The 20,586-nt window shown below is 31.7% G+C and carries 18 protein-coding genes; 8 read left to right on the forward strand and 10 right to left on the reverse strand.

All coding sequences use genetic code 11. From position 1 onward, the window contains the following. The first annotated feature begins 10 nt into the window (after positions 1-10). Positions 11-1,426 carry an alkaline phosphatase gene (locus HSX10_RS10920; RefSeq protein WP_173588261.1) on the forward strand — a complete coding sequence of 472 codons (1,416 nt, stop codon included), beginning with the start codon at positions 11-13 and terminating at the stop codon, positions 1,424-1,426. 80 nt (positions 1,427-1,506) lie between these two features. Here HSX10_RS10920 and HSX10_RS10925 read toward each other — a convergent pair whose 3' ends face one another. The 3 genes from HSX10_RS10925 to HSX10_RS10935 form a co-directional block, all read right to left on the reverse strand. Continuing rightward, positions 1,507-2,346, reverse strand: coding sequence for a universal stress protein (locus HSX10_RS10925; protein ID WP_173588262.1), 840 nt, complete (start codon positions 2,344-2,346; stop codon positions 1,507-1,509). Positions 2,347-2,435: 89 nt separating this feature from the next. Continuing rightward, positions 2,436-3,503, reverse strand: coding sequence for a response regulator (locus HSX10_RS10930; protein WP_173588263.1), 1,068 nt, complete (start codon positions 3,501-3,503; stop codon positions 2,436-2,438). Continuing rightward, entirely contained in the window at positions 3,500-5,005 is a 1,506-nt protein-coding gene (locus tag HSX10_RS10935; RefSeq protein ID WP_173588264.1) for a sensor histidine kinase, read from the reverse strand. Before HSX10_RS10935 ends, HSX10_RS10930 begins: the two co-directional genes overlap by 4 nt. Positions 5,006-5,304: 299 nt before the next feature. Between HSX10_RS10935 and HSX10_RS10940 the strand changes: the two genes are divergently transcribed. The 7 genes from HSX10_RS10940 to HSX10_RS10970 all read left to right on the forward strand — a co-directional run bounded on the left by HSX10_RS10940 (position 5,305) and on the right by HSX10_RS10970 (position 12,443). Continuing rightward, positions 5,305-5,901 carry a DUF6134 family protein gene (locus tag HSX10_RS10940; RefSeq protein WP_173588265.1) on the forward strand — a complete coding sequence of 199 codons (597 nt, stop codon included), beginning with the start codon at positions 5,305-5,307 and terminating at the stop codon, positions 5,899-5,901. A 129-nt stretch (positions 5,902-6,030) separates the two neighbouring features. Next, on the forward strand, positions 6,031-6,798 hold the full coding sequence (locus HSX10_RS10945; protein ID WP_173588266.1) for a patatin-like phospholipase family protein: 768 nt from the start codon (positions 6,031-6,033) through the stop codon (positions 6,796-6,798). A 170-nt stretch (positions 6,799-6,968) separates the two neighbouring features. Continuing rightward, positions 6,969-8,591 carry a sensor histidine kinase gene (locus tag HSX10_RS10950; RefSeq protein WP_173588267.1) on the forward strand — a complete coding sequence of 541 codons (1,623 nt, stop codon included), beginning with the start codon at positions 6,969-6,971 and terminating at the stop codon, positions 8,589-8,591. Between the two features lies 1 nt (position 8,592). Further along, positions 8,593-9,669 (forward strand): response regulator, encoded by a 1,077-nt coding sequence (locus HSX10_RS10955; RefSeq protein WP_173588268.1) that lies wholly within the window; start codon positions 8,593-8,595, stop codon positions 9,667-9,669. A 202-nt stretch (positions 9,670-9,871) separates the two neighbouring features. After that, positions 9,872-10,282 carry a hypothetical protein gene (locus HSX10_RS10960; RefSeq protein WP_173588269.1) on the forward strand — a complete coding sequence of 137 codons (411 nt, stop codon included), beginning with the start codon at positions 9,872-9,874 and terminating at the stop codon, positions 10,280-10,282. 88 nt (positions 10,283-10,370) lie between these two features. Continuing rightward, positions 10,371-11,141, forward strand: a complete 771-nt coding sequence (locus HSX10_RS10965; protein WP_173588270.1) for an RNA polymerase sigma factor — start codon at positions 10,371-10,373, stop codon at positions 11,139-11,141. Positions 11,142-11,279: 138 nt separating this feature from the next. Next, entirely contained in the window at positions 11,280-12,443 is a 1,164-nt protein-coding gene (locus HSX10_RS10970; protein WP_173588271.1) for an MFS transporter, read from the forward strand. Between the two features lie 10 nt (positions 12,444-12,453). On the opposite strand, the gene HSX10_RS10975 is transcribed toward HSX10_RS10970, so the two are convergent. From HSX10_RS10975 to HSX10_RS11005, 7 genes are all read right to left on the reverse strand, one after another. Then, a complete protein-coding gene (locus tag HSX10_RS10975) occupies positions 12,454-13,773 on the reverse strand; it encodes an APC family permease (protein WP_173588272.1) in 1,320 nt (439 codons plus the stop codon). Continuing rightward, on the reverse strand, positions 13,770-14,390 hold the full coding sequence (locus HSX10_RS10980; protein WP_173588273.1) for a MarC family protein: 621 nt from the start codon (positions 14,388-14,390) through the stop codon (positions 13,770-13,772). Before HSX10_RS10980 ends, HSX10_RS10975 begins: the two co-directional genes overlap by 4 nt. 193 nt (positions 14,391-14,583) lie before the next feature. Next, positions 14,584-15,480, reverse strand: coding sequence for a 3-hydroxyacyl-CoA dehydrogenase (locus HSX10_RS10985; RefSeq protein ID WP_173588274.1), 897 nt, complete (start codon positions 15,478-15,480; stop codon positions 14,584-14,586). A gap of 164 nt (positions 15,481-15,644) precedes the next feature. Continuing rightward, on the reverse strand, positions 15,645-16,121 hold the full coding sequence (locus tag HSX10_RS10990; RefSeq protein ID WP_173588275.1) for a Dps family protein: 477 nt from the start codon (positions 16,119-16,121) through the stop codon (positions 15,645-15,647). A 404-nt stretch (positions 16,122-16,525) separates the two neighbouring features. After that, the gene (locus HSX10_RS10995) at positions 16,526-17,869 is read right to left on the reverse strand and encodes a ferredoxin reductase family protein (RefSeq protein WP_173588276.1); all 1,344 of its coding nucleotides are present in this window, start codon (positions 17,867-17,869) and stop codon (positions 16,526-16,528) included. A 92-nt stretch (positions 17,870-17,961) separates the two neighbouring features. Continuing rightward, positions 17,962-18,450 carry a Dps family protein gene (locus HSX10_RS11000; RefSeq protein WP_367651266.1) on the reverse strand — a complete coding sequence of 163 codons (489 nt, stop codon included), beginning with the start codon at positions 18,448-18,450 and terminating at the stop codon, positions 17,962-17,964. 298 nt (positions 18,451-18,748) lie between these two features. Further along, on the reverse strand, positions 18,749-20,485 hold the full coding sequence (locus HSX10_RS11005) for a thiamine pyrophosphate-dependent enzyme (RefSeq protein ID WP_173588277.1): 1,737 nt from the start codon (positions 20,483-20,485) through the stop codon (positions 18,749-18,751). Positions 20,486-20,586 lie beyond the last annotated feature (101 nt).

Consider the following 20,586-nt stretch of genomic DNA (forward strand, 5'->3'; position numbering starts at 1 on the left):
CCATATTAAAATGAACAGAAGAAATTTTTTTAAAAATGGGTCACTATTTGCATTAGGGACAGCACTATTGCATCCTTTTGATAGTTTAGCTAATGAAATTGGCCATGACGTTACGGATAAAAATAAAAAAGCAAAGAACATTATTGTTGTGGTAAGTGATGGTATGAGTACTGGTACGCTAAATATGGCCGATTTGTATCTCTCTAGAAAAACAGGTGTTGGTTCTAATTGGTTAGACTTATATAAAAAGAATAAAGTGAGTAGAGCGCTTATGGATATGGCATCGGCAAGTTCTATTGTCACCGATTCTGCTGCAGCTAGTTCATCTTGGGGTGGTGGAGTGAGAATTGAAAATGGCGGTTTAAATGTTAGTAAAAGTGGAGAAGCGCATCTTCCTATTTGGCAGAAATTCAAGACATCTGGAAAAAAGGCTGGTTGTGTCACTTCGGTTCCTATTACACATGCAACGCCTGCTGGTTTTTGTGTGAATTCTAAATCTCGAAATGCACAACAAGATATTGCAGAAAAATATTTAGAACAGAAGTTTGATGTGATGATGGGTGGTGGTGGTGATTATTTTTCTTCAGATAAAAGGAAAGATAAAAAAGACATGTATCAAGAGTTTAGGTCTAAAGGTTATCAGGTTGTGAGCACAAAACAAGCTATGCTTTCAGCAGAAACAAACAAGCCTATTTTAGGTGTTTTTAATGATAATGCTCTTCCGTATGCTATTGATAGAGATAATAATAAAGAATTGGTTCAAAACATACCAACACTTGCTGAAATGACTAAAAAAGCCATTGAAACCATGAAAGATCATTCAGAAGGTTTTGTGTTACAGGTTGAAGCAGGGAAAGTAGATTGGGCTGCTCATGGTAACGATATTGTTGGATTAATACACGATCAAATTGATCATGATGAGGCTATTAAAGTCGCTATGGATTTTGCAGAACAAGATGGGGAAACCTTGGTTATTATAACTACAGACCACGGTAATGCAAACCCTGGTGTTATTTATGGATCTGATGCTAATGATAATTTTGACTCTATTCAAAACTATAAGCATACTAACGAATGGATTTTAAATGGTATTGGTAAGGAAACATCTATATCTCAAATAAAGGAAAGAATAGATTATGCCAATAATATTGCGCTATCAAACGAAGAGAGTAAGCAATTATTAGATTATTACAAGGATATACCAAAAGCAGATGGACTTTATAACCCAAAGCATCTTCCTTTTAATATCTTGGCTAGAATGCAAAAACCGCATAATTCAGTAGGTTGGATAAGTATGCAACATTCTGCTGATTATGTTGAATTAGCTATGTATGGACCAGGAAGTCATCTGTTAAAGCCGTTTATAAAGAATACAGATTTACATTATTTAATGCTTGAAGCTGCTGAAATAGAAAATAAATTTTAATCTTTTTATTTTGAAACTTATTGAATTCGAATAAAATAGATGATAATTTTATATAGTGCTGTAGTAGTTAAATAATTGATTTATTCATGAATTACTAGAAATGGAATATCCGTATGGTAACTAATTTTTTCAACTCTAGAGTGAAATAAAATACTTTGAAAATAATTTAAGTTTTTTGCAACCATTGCAATCATATCAATCGATTTTTGCTCAACAAAAGACTGTATGGCATCTTCTACTTTTTTACATTCTAAATTTTGAAAGCTAGGTTTGTATTCTTCAAAATAAGTAGAAATTATATCTAGGTTTGTAAGCTGTTCTGCATTTAGTTTAGCTTCTCTTCTTTGAATATGAACAATACTTAGGTTTGCTTTAGACGCTTTTAAAACATTTGTTAGTGGTTCTAAAGTTTTTAAATCGTATGCCAAATTAAAATCAGAAGGAAATGCCACTTCTTTGATTTCGTTATATTTTGCACATTCGGGTACAACTAATGTTGTGCATTTTACTTTGGTAATAACATCGCCTGTATTGCTGCCTACAATATATTTTTTTAAACCAGAAGCTCCTTTTGTACCCATTACAAGGGTATTTATTTTTTTTTCTATAACATGTTTTCTTATAGATTCTAAAAAGAATCCATACTCTGTTAAGGTGTAAAAATGATGATTATCGTTAGCTTTATCTACTTCGTGTATTCTTTTTAATAAGGATGCTAACCTCTGTTTTGAAGGTTGGGTGTATAAATCATTGATTTGTTCTGCTGTTGGGGTTGTGTTACTATCACCCCCTATAAAGCTATCTGTGATGCATACGTTAAGTATGTAGAAATTACATTTTACAGATTTATAAAAGTCGATAGCATACAAAATTGCATTCCATGAATTTTGAGAAAAGTCTGTAGGTAGTAAAATATTCATCGTATCGATTTCTTAATATATACAAATCTATACGGATGAACAGTATTAAAATATGATATTGGTCACTAATGAAAAATAGACTTAGAAAATTAATGGATATCTTGTAATTTTTGAAGGTCTAATACTTTAATTGTTCGGCCTTCCATTTCTATAATTCCTTGTTTCTTAAAATCGGACATGGTTCTTATTAAAGTTTCTGTAGCAATACCAGCAACACTAGCAAGATCATTACGAGAGATTCTAATAGGATCTTCTGGTTTTGCATTTATTTTTTCAGCAAACCTTAAAATTGTAGCAGCGGTTTTTCGTTTTACAGAACTGTATGCCATTTGAAGTAATTGATCTTTTATACCCGTTATACCATCGGATAATAATTCAATAATTTCTAATGTTATTTTATGATTTTTATCTAATACTTCTTTGAGTTCTGATTTAGAAACGCCTACCATTTCAACTTCCGTCATAGAGGTTGCGCTTTCTTTATATGGAATATTTTGGGTAAAAGAGGTGTAACCAAAAATATCATCTTCTTTATGAAGTGCTGTGGTTAACTCTTTTCCTTCTTCATCATATTTAAAACATTTTACCACTCCACTTAATATAAGGTAGATGTAGTTGGAGTTTTTTCCTTCTTTGTAGATGCTTGCGCTTTTTTTGTATTTAAAAACGGTTCCGTTGTCGTCAAAGAAGTTTTTTAAATCATTAAGTGTTTTTAGTTCGTCTGTACCATCTTCAACGGTGTTCTCTTCCGTAGTATTTTGGTAAGACTCACGTTCTTCTTTTAAGATTGCAGCTTTTGCTATTCTACTTTCAATAGCGCTTATAATTTCATCTTCGCTAAAAGGTTTTGTAATATAATCGTCTGCACCTAAGTCCATTCCTTTTCTTACATCTTGACGTTCCGTTTTGGCTGATAGAAATATAAAAGGGATAAATTTTGTGTTACTGTTTTTAGATAATTCTTCGAGTACACCATAACCATCGAGAATAGGCATCATAATATCACAGATAATAATATCTGGTAAGTGCTCATTACTCATCTCTATTCCTAATTTTCCATTAGCAGCTGTTATAACATTGTAGTCTGAAAGCTCTAATAATTCAGCTGTATTTTCTCTTAATACCGTATCGTCTTCTATCAGTAATACTGTTTTCATATCTGTGCTTTGTTAGGAAGTTTAATCGTAAAAGTAGATCCTATATTTTCTGTGCTTTCAAAGGTAATACTTCCGTTTAAATTTTCTAAATGGTCTTTTACAATATTCAGTCCAATTCCGGTTCCTTGCATTAATAAGGCATTTTCAGCTCTAAAATAACGATTAAAGATGTTTTTTTGATCGACTTCAGGAATCCCAATACCGTTATCTATAACTTTAAATGTTGTATCGGTTTCGTCTTGTGAAATTTCAATATTTATAATGGTATGCTCAGATGAATATTTAATAGCATTATACATAAGATTAGACAAAGAAAGTTCTACAATTTTTTCATCTTGATACAAGGATAGATCATCTATGTTTTCGGGATAATTAATATGTTGACCATCTTTTAATAACATATTAGCATTGTAAATAACCTCATTTAGAACTTTACTAAGTTTAAAATTTGTGAATTTATAATTGATTTTACCTTTCTCTAATTTTTCAACAGAAAGAAAATCATTTAAAATAGTGTTGAGGTATTGTACTTTATCTGTAATCGTTTTTATGTGCTTTTCTCTCTTCTCTTGTTGTTCTGTTAGTTTATATTTATTCAACAAAATAGTTGAGGTTAAAATACCGCTTAAGGGAGTTTTAAACTCGTGAGATACCATTGAGAGGAACTTTGTTTTTAAATCGTTAAGTTCTTTTTCTGCAGCTAAGGCTGTTTTTAGTTCGTCAGTTCGTATCTCAACTGTTTTTTCTAAAGTTTGAGTATAATTTTTTTGTTCTGTAATATCTAAGATGATAGCCACGTAGACATCTTTGTTTCCAAATTGAGAACGTTGAAGATGAACGTTTGCAGGATATGTTGTTCCTGATTTACGTTGGTGAAGGGTTTCAAATTCAAGTTTTTCAACAGAACCCTTTTTTAATACTTCAATTTCTTTTCTAAATTGAGCTTCGGTATAATTAGGTTTAATGTCTAAGGGGGTCATTGCACTTAATTCGCTCATGTTATAACCCAAGTTTTTTTGAGCGCCATAGTTTACATTAATAAACAATAAGCTATTAGCATCAAATACGTAAACCTCATTTAGAGACTCGAGAATTATATTTGCTAAATGATTTTTTTCTTGCTCAAGCTTTTTACGCTCTGTAATGTCTATGACTAAAGCCATAATATAATTACCTCCAAAAAGGCTAAAAGGATTTAAACTGGCTTCAATAGGAAAAATACGGCCATCTTTTTTAGCTCCATTAATATCACGGCCATTACCCATGCTGCGTTTTTTGTTGTCTTTTACAAAGCCTTTAAAATGGTGACCATGATTTGCGCGGTGGTTTTGTGGGATTAAAATATTTAGATGTTGGTTATTTAGTTCGTTTTCTGCGTAACCGAACATTTGTTCACCAGCCTTATTCACTTTTACGATGTTTTGTTTCTCGTCAACAATTACAACACCTTCTGAGACAGAGTTTAAAAGAATATTAAAAATTTCTTGATTTTGTTGAAACATCTTAAAAATGATTGGTTTTAAAATAAGATAAAGATAAAAATCCTATTCAATATATCAAGACTACAAGTATTAACTTGTAACAGTTCTTATTAACATATTTAAAGTGTTCTTTGTGTTGAAAACTTTATCATGAGTTTTTTTAAGGATTACGCTCTAAAACACGAGCTTTTTTAAACGTTTACTAATCTTATTGCAAATTGTATATCTATTTAGTACTCGCACAAATGAATCGTTATTCTTATTAAAAATGTTAATTTGCATACTAAGACCATTTGATCCCAAAATAGTATTGCAATTTTATGATTCGTGATTTTATATTTATTATCGTTTTTATCACTCTAGGAGGTGCTTCTGGTCCATTAAAAGAAAATCTAAATTTCGATATTGTTCATAAAGGAGATGTGATTGGCAGTCTTAAGGCAACTAAAACAGTAAAAGACTCTAAGGTTTATTACGAAAGCTCTACAACTATTAAAACTAGAATTATAAAAGACATTAGTGTTAATTACAAATACAATGTTGTCTTTAATGATGATTTGCTAGAAGCATCTGTTGTAGATATTACGGTGAATAAAAAGCCACATGCTAATACACATACACAAAGAGAAAATTCAGCTTATCAAGTAGTAAAAGACGGTAAAGATGAAGGACTTTTAGAGACTTCTATTTATAATGCAACCATTCAGCTTTATTTTGAAGAACCTAAAAATATTACGCGTTGTTACTCTGAGCAAGCAGGAGATTTTAATACACTAGAAGACTTGGGTAATCATTCTTATAAAAAAGTGAATTTAAAAGGAAGAGAAAATATTTATTATTACAAAAAAGGTGTTTTAGAAAAAGCAACGATTGATGGAGGTTTAATTAAATTTGAAATCATTGCAAGAAATAAATAATACCTTGGTTTTTTATTGAAAATAGTACAATTAATATTTTGAAGAACTTTGGAAATATTTCGTTTTAATTATTTAACATCTGTTTAAAACCAAGCTTGTACATTTGTAACAGAACTAAAAACCGGAAGTATGAATATAGGATTAGTATTATCTGGAGGAGGAGCCCGTGGAGCCGCTCACATAGGAACAATTAAAGCATTAGAAGAAGTTGGGATTTTTCCAACACATATTGCAGGGACCAGTTCTGGAGCTATAGTTGGTGCTTTATATGCGGCAGGTGTAAGCTGCTCCGATATTCTAAATTTCTTTAAAACCATACCGCTTTTTAATACTAAAAGATTTGCTATTAAAAAACCAGGACTCATTAATTCTGATAATTTTTACGACGATCTAAAAGCTTATTTTCCTAATGATAGTTTTGAAGATTTACAAAAGCCATTATTCATTCCGGCTGCAAATATTGTAGATGGCACATCAAAAATGTTTAGTAAAGGACAGCTAATAAAACCCATTATCGCATCGGCTTCTTTTCCGGGGGTTTTTACACCTACAGAAATTAATGGGAAATTTTATGTTGATGGAGGGACGTTAAATAATTTTCCGGTAGAGCCCTTAAAATCTAAGTGCGATAAAATTATTGGTGTTTATGTAAATCCATTAAAAAAAGTATCTATGCGAGATTTAAAACACTCTTACTCCGTTGTAGAACGTTCTTATAAAATTATGGTCGCTGCCGAAGCAATGTCTAAATTTTCTGAATGTGATATGGTGATTAGTCCTCAAGAATTAGTGAATTACACCACTTTTGGGATGAATAATGTTGATGCCATCTTTCAGTTAGGTTATGAAACGACAAAAAGAGCTTTAGAAGAAAATAAAATAGTATTTAAAAGTTAGAAGTGTGAACTTAGAACATTTTTAGTCTAGTTTTAATTTCAAAATTATTTAAATGTATTATTCAATCATAGAGATTTGAGTTTATGTAATAAGTTATCTTAAGAGTTTATGATTAAAGGTCATCTTCAGTAGAAAAAATAACATACCTTAATGGTCGGAAAATTTATCTCATGAATTTAGATACAACAATAAACAACTTACCAATTTTGTTTTTCCGAACAAAAAACGACAAAAACTGGACTGCAGAATATATGAGTGAAGCTTGCCTTAAGCTAACAGGGTATACAAGTGCTGATTTTATAGAGAAGCGCATACATTTAGGGCATCTTATTATAGAAAAAGAGAGAAGTAGCGTTTGGGATATTATACAACAAGCCTTAGCTAATCAACAAACATTTTACCTAGAATACCATATAAAACATAAAAATGGAGGCCTTAGGTTTTTGAGTGAACATGGTCAAGGTATCTATGATACAAACAACAAGCTAATTGCTTTAGAAAGGTTTGTTCAAGATATTTCAGAAGCAGATAAAACAGAGCAACAATTTATTCAAAATACTACCGAAAAACTTTCTAGCTATGCAGAAGAACTCGAAAATACAGTTCAAGAACGTACTAATGAGTTTAAGTATATCGTTCAGAAATTAACAGAATCTAATCTTAATTTAGAGGACCAAATCCAAGAAACCAGAATTGCAGAAAGTAAAGTATTACATAGTAAGTTTTTGTTAGAAAATATGTCTCGTAACTTTCCCAAAGGATTTGTTATTGTTTTTGATTTAAATTTTAAAATTCTTCTTGTAGAAGGGGAAGAAGTCGTTGGGTTGGGATTTAAAGGGATTAAAGATGTAAGAATTATATTAAATGATATTCTAGGACTTACGGAAATAGAAAAGGAAAAAATTAAATTAAATATTGAAAAAACCTTACAAGGAGAGCATTGTTCTTTTGAAATAGAATTTAATAACAGATGTTATTTGGTTAATACTACACCTTTAATGAATCTAGAAAATAAAATTGAACAGATTTTAATGGTGTATAATAATATTACACTTCAAAAAGATGCTGAGCTCGAAGTTGTAAATACACTAAAAAAAGAGCAAGAGTTAAGTGAGTTAAAATCACGATTTATTTCTATGGCTTCTCATGAATTTAGAACGCCTCTTAGTGCTATTTTATCTTCGGCAATTTTAATAGAAAAATTAAATGCCCCAGGTAAAGAAGATAAAAGACTAAAACATGTTTCTAAAATTAGATCTAATGTTAAAAATCTAGTTGTTATTCTCAACGATTTTCTTTCATTGAGTAAACTACAAGAAGGTAAAGTTTTAGCACAACCTTCATCTTTTGATCTTATCGATTTTTCAAAATCGGTTATAGAAGAGATGGAAAGTGTTAAAAAAAGCGGACAAACTATTCATTTTAAATGCGAAGTGCCTAAAGTTGATGTATTTTTAGATCATAAATTAATGAGACATATACTTTTCAATTTATTATCTAATGCTATTAAGTATTCTGAAGAAGAGAAAACCATAGTTTTTAAAATAAAAATTGAAAATACTCAAATCTTTATCGCTATAATTGATGAAGGGATAGGGATTCCAAAAGAAGAGATAGAACATATGTTTCAACGTTTTTATCGTGCTAATAACACCACTAATATCGAAGGAACTGGTTTAGGATTAAATATCGTAAAGCAATATACTGAACTTATGGGAGGAGCTATAAAATTAGAAAGTAAACTTAATGTCGGTTCAACATTTAATATTCAGCTTCCTTTAAAGATGATATAGAATGAAAAAAATACTTTTAATAGAAGATAATCAGGATGTGAGAGAAAACACAGCTGATATTCTAGAGCTAGAAAACTATGACGTCATTACCGCAGAAAATGGAAAAATAGGTGTAGATAAAGCCTTAATAAATCTTCCAGATCTCATTTTATGTGATATTATGATGCCCGAATTAGATGGTTATGGGGTTTATGAATATTTAAGTCAGAATCATAAAACAGCGAGTATTCCTTTTATTTTTCTTACTGCTAAATCCGAAAAATCAGACTTTAGAAAAGGAATGAATCTTGGTGCTGATGATTATTTAACCAAACCTTTTGAAGAGGATGAGTTAATAGGCGCTATTGAGTGTCGTTTAAATAAGAACAATTTTTTAAAGAAAGAATTTTCTAAAAATATAGACGGTATTAATCAATTCTTTGATGAAGCTTCAGAATATTTAAATCTCCAAGCACTTTCAAAAGATCGTAGCCTTCAAATTTATAAAACAAAGGATCGAATTTTTGATGAAGGTAATGCTGCCCATCATTTATATTTTATACAAAGTGGAAATGTGAAAACTTATAGAACAACAGAAACCGGAAAAGAATTTGTAACAGGAATGTACGGTTTTGGTGATTTTATTGGGCAATTATCTTTGTTAGGAAACACAGGACTTTACATAGAAACAGCGGGTGTTTTAGAAGATGCTGAGGTTTGTGCAATTCCTAAAACCGATTTCACAAAACTCTTATACGGAAACAAAGAGGTCTCTAATAAATTTATCGGAATGATCTCTAATAGTTTAATTACGCTACAAGAACATTTAGTAGATATGGCTTTTGCTACCGTTAGACAACGCACTGCTAAAGCACTTTTAGAATTAGATGCTAAAGGCATGATTAAAGATGAAAAACACACTGGTATCAGCATTCCTAGAGAAGATTTTGCTGGACTTATAGGCACAGCTACAGAAACAGCTATTAGAATGTTAACCGAATTTAAACACGAAGGTTTAATAGGTGTAGAATCTAATAGGAGACTTGTTTTGTTAGATCGAAAAGGCTTAGAGACTATTGCAGAATTCGGATCGCTATAAGTGTAAATCATATGAAGTAATTTTTATAAATATTGAAGAGTGATGTAGGTCATTTCTGTAAATAATTTGTTCTATTACATTTGTTACAGAAACTAGCAATTAGGTTGCTGATATTGAATTATTCATGAACTCTACTATAAAATCTTCGAGAGAAAAAAGGGTGCTCTTAAGGTCTTACTCAAAAATTGAGCAAATTAAAAATGTGATAAATAGTATTTATCATACTCCTATTAATGACGTTCAAATTTCTGTTTTAGGTAAATTAGAAGCAGAAAAACCTAACTCTAATTTTTTAAATGCTAAGAAAAAATTACAGCAATACTGTGAGCACAATTTAAAATTGTCTTCAAATTTTGGAATCATCTTAAATGCAGATGTAGGTCCTTTTTTTATTGCAGGATTTCTTACGCCCATGTTTTTACAAGAAATTAATGGTAAAACCATAGGTTCAATGTCAACGGGGCTTTTTGGTATTTTAAGAGGACTTGGTATCAATCAAAATAATGTAAACACTTACTTAAAAACATTAGAAAAAGGGAATTACATTCTAATTTTGAGAGGTTCAAACACAGTGTTGAATAAATTAGAGTCTCAATTAAAAATTTTAGCTTAATAAGCTTTATTTTAACGACTGACCCAAGTCATTTCATCTTTTCTAAAAAGTAGAGACCTTTATATTATAATTATTAAATATGTGTCTCATGGAAACTACCGTTTTATATTCTCAAAATAAAAAAGAGTCTCGTGTTTTTGTAACCGAATCATTTTCAGATCTTGTTCAGCTAAAGAAAGAAGGAAATCAAATTTCCTTTGATGCTTTAGTGATGAAGATCATGCCAGAAATTAAAAGGTATGTTAATGATCAGATAAAAACAGCCATAAAAAAAGGAAACTTCTCAAAAAATAAATACAAAGCAAATGATATTATAGATCAACTTTTTATTGAAATTTATGATCATATCGATGAGGTTTCAAATGCAAAAGATTTCTATCTCTGGCTATTTAAAAAAACAAATAATTTGTTAGATGATATTATTGTAGAAGAAGAGTTTGATGATTTCTTTTTTAAAAATATAGATGATTATAGTCAGCCAGAATGGGATGCAATGCAAGAAAATTATAGTAAAGATGGCGGTGGCGATTTTCTACTTGTTGAAGAGTTAGATGATATATCTTACAATCATAACGATTATACGTTAAATCCTATTTTTATAGAAGATGATCAGAAAGCGTTAGTAGAAAAAATAGATAATGATTTAAGTGCTGAAGAAATAAACGATCACATTAAAATGGTACTCTATAATTTACCCGTTGCCATGCGAAAAGTTTTTGAGTTGTCAGCTATTCAACATTTTGAATTGGAAGAGATTGCAAAAATAAATAACAATACACTCAATGAAGTTGAAGAGCTTTTACAAGATGCAAAAAAAGCATTACAAAAAAGTTTCTTTAATAGATATGATGTTAGATAATAAATACAGTTTAAAAGAATAAACTATTCATTACTTATTAATTTGAAAAAGTAGGTTTAAAAGCGATATAAAAATTGCAAGATAGCGGTGAAAAATGATATCATTGCAAGTGAAAACAGCTTTTAGGTTTTAGAAAAAATGAATAAAAAATTATCCAATTCAGTACTGTATTTAATGAGTGTCTCTGCTGGACTTGTGGTGGCTAATCTCTACTATAATCAACCACTTTTACATCAAATGTCTGTTGATTTTGGAGTTGGTGAGTCGGCTATAAGTAACGTGCCATTAGCGACACAGTTGGGTTATGCCTTTGGGTTGTTGTTTATCATTCCATTAGGCGATAAGATCTCTAATAAAAAAATACTACAGTTCGATTTTGCTTTAATGGTAATTTCACTTATTGCAGCAGCGATGTCTAGCTCATTATTTCTTCTTATTACGAGTAGTTTTCTTATTGGTTTTTCTTCGGCTATTCCGCAATTATTTGTTCCTATGGCGGCACAATTAGCCGATGATAAAGGTCGTGGGCGTGCTATTGGTATTGTAATGAGTGGTTTGCTTATTGGTATTCTAGGCTCTCGTGTTATAAGTGGTATTGTTGGTGAGTGGTTTGGATGGCGATTTATGTATTTTGCTGCAACTGGTTTAATGGTATTGCTTTTTGTTTTGCTTCAATTTAAGTTACCAAAAATCAATCCTACTTATAAAGGGAGTTATGGTAGTTTACTAAAATCTATTGGGTTTTATTTTAAAACAGAGCCTTCTGTAAGGCTTGCTGCATTACGTGGTGGCCTTGGATTTGCGGGTTTAAGTATTTTTTGGACCACCTTTGTTTTTCTGATGGAAGATAACTTTGGTTACGGTAGTGATATTACGGGGGCTTTTGGTCTCTTTGGTGTTATAGGAGCATTAGCTGCAGCCGTTGTAGGAAAGCTAAATGATAAATTCAACAAGAATAAAATCATTCTTTTCTCTGCCGTATTGCTAATTTTCTCTTGGGTTATTTTCTACTTTTCAGCAAACTCTCTTATTGGTTTAGCTGTCGGTGTAATTTTGGTAGATTTAGGATTGCAAATCTTACATATTACAAATCAAAGTATTGTGTTTTCAAAAAATCCAGAAGCTCGAAATCGCGTTAATACCATTTATATGGTCGGTTTTTTTATTGGTGGATCATTGGGGACTACGCTAGGTGCTTTGGCTTGGGAGCATTACGCTTGGCAAGGTGTTTCTGTTTTAGGGATCTTAATATCAGTTGCTATTCTAATCGTTCAATTGTTTTCTAAATCTCGATCTAAATAGTAAGTAACCTTTAATGATTAAGGGTTGTTTTCTTTACTTTTTCTGAATAAATCCAAGCAAAAATAGCGAGAACTAGATACAAGATTATAATGGCTAACATCTGTTTCCATTCATTTTTAAACTCATAATACAGTATCATTAATCCACCAACGGCAAGTCCTATAATAGAAAGAATGGTTATAAATTTTGAAGAATTTGTTTTGTCTCTTATTTTATAATTGGCAATTGCCATTAGTAATGAGACAAATAAAAAGGTGATACTTCCAAATTCTAAAATTAGTTCTAAGCCCCCCAATAAAATTAAAATACTAGACATTGCTGCCATAGTGATAATGGCATTTTTAGGCGTGTTCTTTTTTCTAATAGATAACCAATGCGGAAAATATCCATCCTTTGCAATTACTGCCATTTGTCTTGAGGAACCAAATACAGTTCCACTAATAGCGCTACTTGTTGCTAAAATAGCACCTAAGATAACGATGTTAGTACCTAAGCTTCCAATTGCATTTCCTGCTCCTGCGGCTAACGCAAATTCTTTATTCTTAATTATTTCTTCTGTAGGTATTGCAAACAATGCCCCCATAGAAAGGACAACATAGATAATAATAGCTAACGTAATGGCAGTATAGATTGCTCTAGGGATGTTTTTATCAGGATTTTTCATTTCGTTGACAGCATTGATAACCAACTGAAAACCTTCATAAGCCACAAAAGTTAATGATGCGACTATTAGAATAGAGAATATGTTTGATTTTTCTGCATCAACAACCATATTGTCTACAAATGTTCCAAAATCAGTAGTACCATGTTGAATAAGTACGACGGATATAATTGTGAGTAAAATGAGTTTGGTATAAACCATGGCGTCTTCAATTTTCCCCATTCCATTAACACTCCAAATATTAATTAATGTGAATAAACCAATAACAGCTATCGCTATACTTTTTCTAATCCAAATATCATTAGCGAAATCGGTGCTACTAATAGCATAAGAAGCAAATGTGTAAGCGTACAATGCTAAGGTACTTATGTATCCAAAAATAACAAACCAACCGACTACAGAGGCTGAAAATTTTGAAGCAGGATAGGTGCGTTTAAAAAAAGAATATGTAGCACCTTCATCTTTATAATATAATCCTAATTTAACGTAAGAATAGGCTGCTAAGGCAGCGATACAGCCGCCTATAATAATAGCGACAGGCGCCAAATTACCCACAATAGAAACAGCAATACCTAGAACTGTGAAAATTCCGCCGCCAACCATACCGCCTAAAGCAATGGCAACAAGTTCGGCTAAACCAAGGTTTTTGTTTCTTTTTCTGTGGATCATAGACTTAAATTAAATGAGATTTTAATGCCTTCAATAACCATATTGGTACCGATAATGGCAATAATTAACCCCATTATTTTATTTAAAACACCAATTATATTTTTCCCTATTTTCTCAACAATAAAATCGCTTAAGCGAAATGATAAATATGTTAAAGCACAGATGAAACCAAACATTATGATTACAATTATGATACGTGTTGCATCTACATCGGTTACAAAATTCATTGCAGTTACAATAGCACCTGGGCCAGCAAGTAGAGGAATTGCTAATGGTGAGATTGCTATTTGCTCATCGAAAGCTACATTTTTTAAGTGTTTAACACTCGATTTTACAGATTGAAGCATTTCGAATCCGATATAGAAAATAAGTATTCCCCCAGTTATTTTAAAAGCAGGAATAGTAATACCAAAAATATCAAATACAAACTTACCTAAGACTACAAATGTAGATACAATTAAAAAAGCTGTTAAAGTCGCTTTTTTATTAATTCGTTCTTTGGTTTCTGAATCAGCACCTTCTGTTAAAGAAACAAATAAAGGAATACCAGCGATAGGGTTCATTATAGCAAAAAAACCAGTAAAGACAGTTAAAGCAAATGTAATTAGATCGTCCATTTTTAGTACATTAATAAATTTTAAGGCCAATAGGGCCAAAATAATAGCGTGCAAAATTAGTTTAAATTTTAACAGGTTTTATTATTTTTATTAATGATTCACAGATAAAAAACAGTTGTTTTTTTTATCTGTATTTCGTTGTTTCTCTTAATATTACTTCCTTCTTACTAACAGGTTAAATTTTAGTTGATTTTTATTTTAAAAAATCAGGATTTTGATAAGCAGGATTGGGGTATTTATAAAAACCTTCACCGGTAGAAACCCCTAGTCTGTTTTTGTCTATAAAATTATCTTTTAGATATTTTACTGTTTTTATCTTTAAGGGATCTTTTGTTTTTTCTGCAGCTATTTTATTAATATTATAGGCCGTTTTAATACCTACAACATCAAGGATACCTAAAGGTCCTAGTGGTGCACCTGTTCCTTTCATCCAGGTTTTATCAATAGTTTCTGAATCAGCAACATTATTAGCTATTAAGTTTATAGCAGCACTTAATAATGGCACCAATAACGAGTTAAGGATATAGCCAGGCTGTTCTTTGTGCAATGGTAATGTTAGCATTCCTATAGCTTTGGCAAAGGCAATAACATCTGTAAAAACTTTTGGATCTGTTTTAGAATGTCCCATAATTTCAGCAGTATTGTGAAGCCAAATGGTATTTGCAAGATGAAGCGCTAAAAATTTTGAAGGTCTACCTGTGGCTTCAGAAAATTGACTTGGTAATAATGTTGAAGAATTTGTAGCGAAAACAGTTTTTTTAGGAGCAACTTTAGCTAACTTATTATAAAAATCTATTTTTATAGAAGGATTTTCTGGTACTGCTTCAATTAGTAAATCTGCATCCTTTACTGCTTCTGCTAAATCTGAAGTGTAACTTAAATTTTTAAATGTTTCATCAATCTGTTGTTGTGTTGCATTTATATCTTTTTTATATGCTTCACTTAAAGTGTTGAACTTTGTTTTTGTCTTTTCTATTACGTCATCATTAATGTCATAAACGGTAACATTAAATCCATAAAAAGCAGTTTGAAAAGCGATTTGGTATCCTAAAACACCGCTTCCTGCTATTGTTATATTTTTATAGTTCATGGTTGTATTTTTTTGTGTTTAACTTTTGATTTTGTTGTTGTAACAAAATTTCAATATAAAATTAGCATAACTTATTGTGCTTGGTAATGACTTAGGTCAGTATAAAAAAAGAGCCGAAATTTAGCGTTATAAATTTCGGCGACTCTCTTTTGTATTGAATGATATTATTTTAAATGTGATCTTAACATCCATGCAGTTTTTTGGTGTTGTTCCATCAATCCCGTAATGTAATCACCGATGCCTTCTGCTTTCCATTTGTCTGATATAGGTTCTATTTCTTCTCTAAGGGATACAATAATACTTTCATGATCTTCTAATAATTCAGCAAATATACTTTGACTGTCATTACCTCCTTTTGTTTCTTCAGTAAGATGTGTTAGATCTAAATAATCTTGTAAAGTAGCGGGAACATAATGGCCTAGCATACGTATTTTTTCAGCTACATTATCAACGATTGTTTGTTGTTCATGGTATAATGTTTCTAAATAAATGTGAACCGTATGAAAATCTGGGCCTTCAATATTCCAATGGAACTTTAAGGTTTTTGAATAAAGTACAAATTCATCTGCTAATATTTTTGATAATTGGTTTGCTATCGCTTTTCTGTTTTGGTCTGTAATTCCGATGTTTGGAGTTTTCATTTTTTCTAATATTTAATTATTACTATTCAAAGGTATTAGAATGAAGAGTCTACTGCACTGACCTGAATCAGTCTAAAGGTTTTTGGGTTAACTTTAACATTATGAAATGTTTACAGGTGAAATAAAGAGGAGGTAAAGCTGTTTTTCTTCAGTATTAGGTTGAAATACAAATTCATTGTGTAGGTGGCAATAATTTACTAGTCTTAAATATATTTAGCTAGATTAGTATTAGAAATGACCTGAATGAGACCTTAAAAAAAAAACATATAAAATAGACAAAGCTTTTTTAGAATATAAGTCAGCAACTTATAATTACAAAACCAAAGCTTTTTTTAAGTTTAAAAATTTCACAAAAGAGGTAAAGGTTTTATTTAGGCCGTGAAAAATAAGAAAGACCTTCTTATTTACCGCATACTGAAAAGTTCTTGATGGAAATTTTTAGACAATAGCCCTTTTTTTAACAAATCCTTGCGCAACTCTGCTCCAAAACCTTTAGGGCCACAGAACCAAATACTAGCTGATTTCCAATCAGGCACTATTGTACGAAGTTTTTCTCCCGTTAATCGTCCATCACGTTTATCAATTATTACATGTAATTTCACATGGGCAGCGGTAGCATCAGCTGTTAGTTTTTTTAATACTTCAGGTTCCATTTCAGTAGTACTATGAAATAAATCAATAGCCTGAGTATTTGGGTGCTTCGCCAGTTGTTTCATTCGAGCAATAAAAGGAGTTATACCAATCCCTCCACCAATCCAAATCTGACGTTGGGCTGTATCATCAAAAGTAAAACAACCATAGGGTCCTTCAACAATTACTTTGTCTCCAATACTTAACCGCTCAGGAAGAAAATTAGTATAATCTCCTAATTCCTTAGTAATAAACATAATGAGAGGATTGTTAACATCCCAACTTGAGGCAATGGTAAAAGGGTGTTCTCCTTCTTTCTTATCAAAACTAACAAAGGCAAACTGACCACTCTTATGTCCTCTCCAACCTTCTTTTATTCGTATTTCTGTTTCTAGCACTTTCATTTTAGGAAAATAATGCTGTGTTTCTATAATGCCCTCCACCTTTCGTCGTTTACCTACCTGACCTGTTAACACAAGCACAGCAGAGACGGAACCTGAAATTAGCAAGAGAGCCATCACCATTCCTAATGGCTGCGTCCATAAAGAAAAGTTGAACAAAATCACAGCGTGAAACACTAAAACGAGATAAATTACAGCAATTAGTAAATGTGTCTTTTTAAAAATTTTATATGAAAACCTTTTGATTAATGCTAGAGTAATAAGAAGAACTAAGCCATAAAATGCCCACTCCCCAATCCACTTAGCAGGACTGTGTAGTACTTGAAAAAATCCCTGAATTACACTTAATGAATTTGCTACTGAATGTGATGCACGATGATGACGACCTTCAATTACACCTAGATTAGATAGCCAATGCGGTCCTTTTGATGCAATCCAATGAATAATCACTGCCACCAAACCAACAATCCCTAACCATTTATGAAGTCTATAAGATTTATCTAATCCGCCAAGTAAAGGTTCGAGCCACACGGGCCGAAGTGTAAGTACCATAGCTACACTCATTACTCCAATGCCAATAACACCGGAATATTGAACACATAAATCCCGAACAGACCACACAGATAGCATATTAGAAAATGGCATATTAGCCACGATCCATAAGCCTGTTAACACAAGCAATACACTTACTAACGAAATTTTAATATTTTTTAGCATCGTTATTTGAATTATGGTTCTAAATTTAATTTAGATTTCTGATTTTCATGGCAAAAGAAACTTCCCCTTTTTACAAGTTAAAATAGCCTATGTTATTTTAAATGCGCACGTAACATCCAAGCTGTTTTTTGGTGTTGTTCCATTAATTCAGTAATGTAATCACTAATACCTTCTGCTTTCCATTTGTCTGATACAGGTTGTATTTCTTCTCTAAGGAATACAATAGTACTTTCATGATCTTCTAATAATTCAGTAAATATGCTTTGACTATTATTACCTCCTTTTGTTTCTTCAGTAAGGTGTGTTAGATCTAAATAGTCTTTTAAAGTAGCAGGTGCATAATGCCCTAGCATTCGTATTTTTTCGGCTACGGTATCCACTATTTCTTGTTGTTCTTTATATAAGATTTCTAGATAAAGATGAACGGAATGGAAATCTGGACCTTCAATATTCCAATGAAAATTCAAAGTTTTTGAGTAAAGCACAAATTCATCTGCTAATATTTTTGATAATTGGTTTGCTATTGCTTTTCTATTTTCATCTTTAATTCCGATGTTTGGAGTTTTTATTTTTTTTCTAATATTTAATTATTACTATTCAAAGGTATTAGAATCAGAGACCAATTGTACTGACCTAAGTCAGTCTGTTTTTTTTTCTTTCTTTCTTTCTTTCTTTCTTTCTTTCTTTTTTCTGATAACTTTAACAAAAAAATCAAGATTATTAAAGCAGATAAACTTAGAAATAAACGAAGCTGTTTTTTTTAATTAATACTATAACGATAAAATTTAAATACCACGAAGACTTCTAAAAATGAAGAAGTAACCGTGGTATGGATAAATATGATATTTAATTGTTTTTTTTACGGGAAAGATTTTATTTTTATAACACCTCTTTCATGTGTTTATAATTGGTTTTAACCATTTCTAAAACCTCATCCATTCTTCCTCCTAAAATCATTTTACTTATAGACAAAGCATAGCCTTTCATTTGGTCGAATTCCATTTTTGGAGGCATAGCTAAAGCTTGTGGATTGGTAAATACATTGACTAAAACAGGACCGTCATGTATAAATGCTTCTTTTAAGGCTGCTTTTACGCCACTTGGTTCTGATACTGAAATTCCTTTGAATCCCATTGCTTCTGCAATCATTTTAAAATCTGGATTTACCATTTCTGTTTCATGGTTTGGTAAACCTTCAACTTGCATTTCTAATTGCACCATTCCTAAAGAACGATTATTAAATACAATTAACTTTATAGGAAGATTGTATTGTTTTATTGTTGCTAAATCTCCTAATAACATGGAGAGTCCACCGTCTCCACAAAATGCAATGACTTGTCGGTCTGGGTAAGCTAGTTGTGCACCGATAGCCATTGGCATAGCATTAGCCATAGAACCGTGATTGAAAGAACCTAACATAATTCGTTTTCCTGTACCGTCAATATATCTTGCACCCCAAACACAACACATCCCTGTATCTACAGTAAAAACAGTATCGTCATTGGCCATTTCATTAATGGTAGAGGCTACAAATTCTGGACTTATATGTTTTTCAGAACCGGTCTCCTTGACATAAATATTTAAGTTTTCTTTTACTTTTTTGTAAAATTCTAATTGTGCTTTTAAGAAGCTGTCGTCTTCTTTTTCTTTAATTAATGGCAGTAATGCTTCAACGGTATCTGTTATTTTTCCGGTTAATCCTATTTCTAATTTGGCACGTCTTCCTAAACGTTCTGGTTTTTCATCTACCTGAATAATTTTATTTTTTACAGGCATAAAATGTTCATAAGGAAAATCGGTTCCTAATAAAATCACCACATCAGACTCGTGCATGGCATGAAAAGCTGAAGGCACACCAAGTAGGCCCGTCATTCCAACTTCATAAGGATTGTTATATTGCATTCCCATTTTTCCACGGAACGAATATCCAATAGGTGCTTTTAATAATTGTGCTAATTTTACAATATCGTCATGGGCTTCTCTTGCTCCAATACCACAATAAATAGAAATTTTTGGGTGTTTATTAACGAGGTCTGCAAATTTCTGCATCTCATGATCTGATGGGCGCAAAATTGTTTCGCTGTGATAATTATACATCGATGTAGCACTTTCTTCAGCAGGCATAGCCGAAACATCTCCAGGTAACCCAAATACGGCTACTCCTTTTTTATGAACTGCATTTTGCATGGCTGCTTGCAGCATACGCGGCACTTGTTTTGGTGTGCTTGCTAGTTCATTATAGACACTACAATCATCAAATAATTTGTAGGTATTTGTGGCTTGAAAATAATCGACACCAAATTCGGGTGTGTTTATAGTTGACGCAATTGCAATCATTGGAACTCCAGAACGGTTAGCATCATATAGTCCGTTAATTAAATGTACATGACCAGGGCCGCTGCTTCCTGCGCAACAGGCTAAACCATCTAATTCGGCTTCAGCAGCAGCAGCATAGGCACCAACCTCTTCGTGGCGAACGTGAATCCATTCTATTTTTCCGTTTTTTCTTACAGCATCATTCAATTCATTTAAACTGTCTCCAGTAACGGCATAAATTCTTTTTACGTTATTCTCCACTAACATTTCTACGATTTGGTCTGCTACTTTCATTCCCATAATTTATTGTTTTTCTTAAGTAATTTGATACTTAAAGGTATTGTAATCAAAGCTTAATAGATTACCTTTTGCTTATTTAGACTGTTTTTTTTGCGAAACTT

Source organism: Winogradskyella undariae, assembly GCF_013285155.1.
GTDB classification, from domain to species: domain Bacteria; phylum Bacteroidota; class Bacteroidia; order Flavobacteriales; family Flavobacteriaceae; genus Winogradskyella; species Winogradskyella undariae.

What these genes read in the sequence shown, in the direction of transcription:
- HSX10_RS10920 (WP_173588261.1), top strand. Translation starts at nt 11, where the DNA reads ATGAACAGAAGAAATTTTTTTAAAAATGGGTCACTATTTGCATTAGGG.
- HSX10_RS10965 (WP_173588270.1), top strand. Translation starts at nt 10,371, where the DNA reads ATGGAAACTACCGTTTTATATTCTCAAAATAAAAAAGAGTCTCGTGTT.
- HSX10_RS10955 (WP_173588268.1), top strand. Translation starts at nt 8,593, where the DNA reads ATGAAAAAAATACTTTTAATAGAAGATAATCAGGATGTGAGAGAAAAC.
- HSX10_RS10940 (WP_173588265.1), top strand. Translation starts at nt 5,305, where the DNA reads ATGATTCGTGATTTTATATTTATTATCGTTTTTATCACTCTAGGAGGT.
- HSX10_RS10935 (WP_173588264.1), bottom strand. Translation starts at nt 5,005, where the DNA reads ATGTTTCAACAAAATCAAGAAATTTTTAATATTCTTTTAAACTCTGTC.
- HSX10_RS10990 (WP_173588275.1), bottom strand. Translation starts at nt 16,121, where the DNA reads ATGAAAACTCCAAACATCGGAATTACAGACCAAAACAGAAAAGCGATA.
- HSX10_RS10930 (WP_173588263.1), bottom strand. Translation starts at nt 3,503, where the DNA reads ATGAAAACAGTATTACTGATAGAAGACGATACGGTATTAAGAGAAAAT.
- HSX10_RS10970 (WP_173588271.1), top strand. Translation starts at nt 11,280, where the DNA reads ATGAATAAAAAATTATCCAATTCAGTACTGTATTTAATGAGTGTCTCT.
- HSX10_RS10975 (WP_173588272.1), bottom strand. Translation starts at nt 13,773, where the DNA reads ATGATCCACAGAAAAAGAAACAAAAACCTTGGTTTAGCCGAACTTGTT.
- HSX10_RS11005 (WP_173588277.1), bottom strand. Translation starts at nt 20,485, where the DNA reads ATGGGAATGAAAGTAGCAGACCAAATCGTAGAAATGTTAGTGGAGAAT.
- HSX10_RS10985 (WP_173588274.1), bottom strand. Translation starts at nt 15,480, where the DNA reads ATGAACTATAAAAATATAACAATAGCAGGAAGCGGTGTTTTAGGATAC.
- HSX10_RS10925 (WP_173588262.1), bottom strand. Translation starts at nt 2,346, where the DNA reads ATGAATATTTTACTACCTACAGACTTTTCTCAAAATTCATGGAATGCA.
- HSX10_RS10980 (WP_173588273.1), bottom strand. Translation starts at nt 14,390, where the DNA reads ATGGACGATCTAATTACATTTGCTTTAACTGTCTTTACTGGTTTTTTT.
- HSX10_RS10995 (WP_173588276.1), bottom strand. Translation starts at nt 17,869, where the DNA reads ATGCTAAAAAATATTAAAATTTCGTTAGTAAGTGTATTGCTTGTGTTA.
- HSX10_RS10950 (WP_173588267.1), top strand. Translation starts at nt 6,969, where the DNA reads ATGAATTTAGATACAACAATAAACAACTTACCAATTTTGTTTTTCCGA.
- HSX10_RS10945 (WP_173588266.1), top strand. Translation starts at nt 6,031, where the DNA reads ATGAATATAGGATTAGTATTATCTGGAGGAGGAGCCCGTGGAGCCGCT.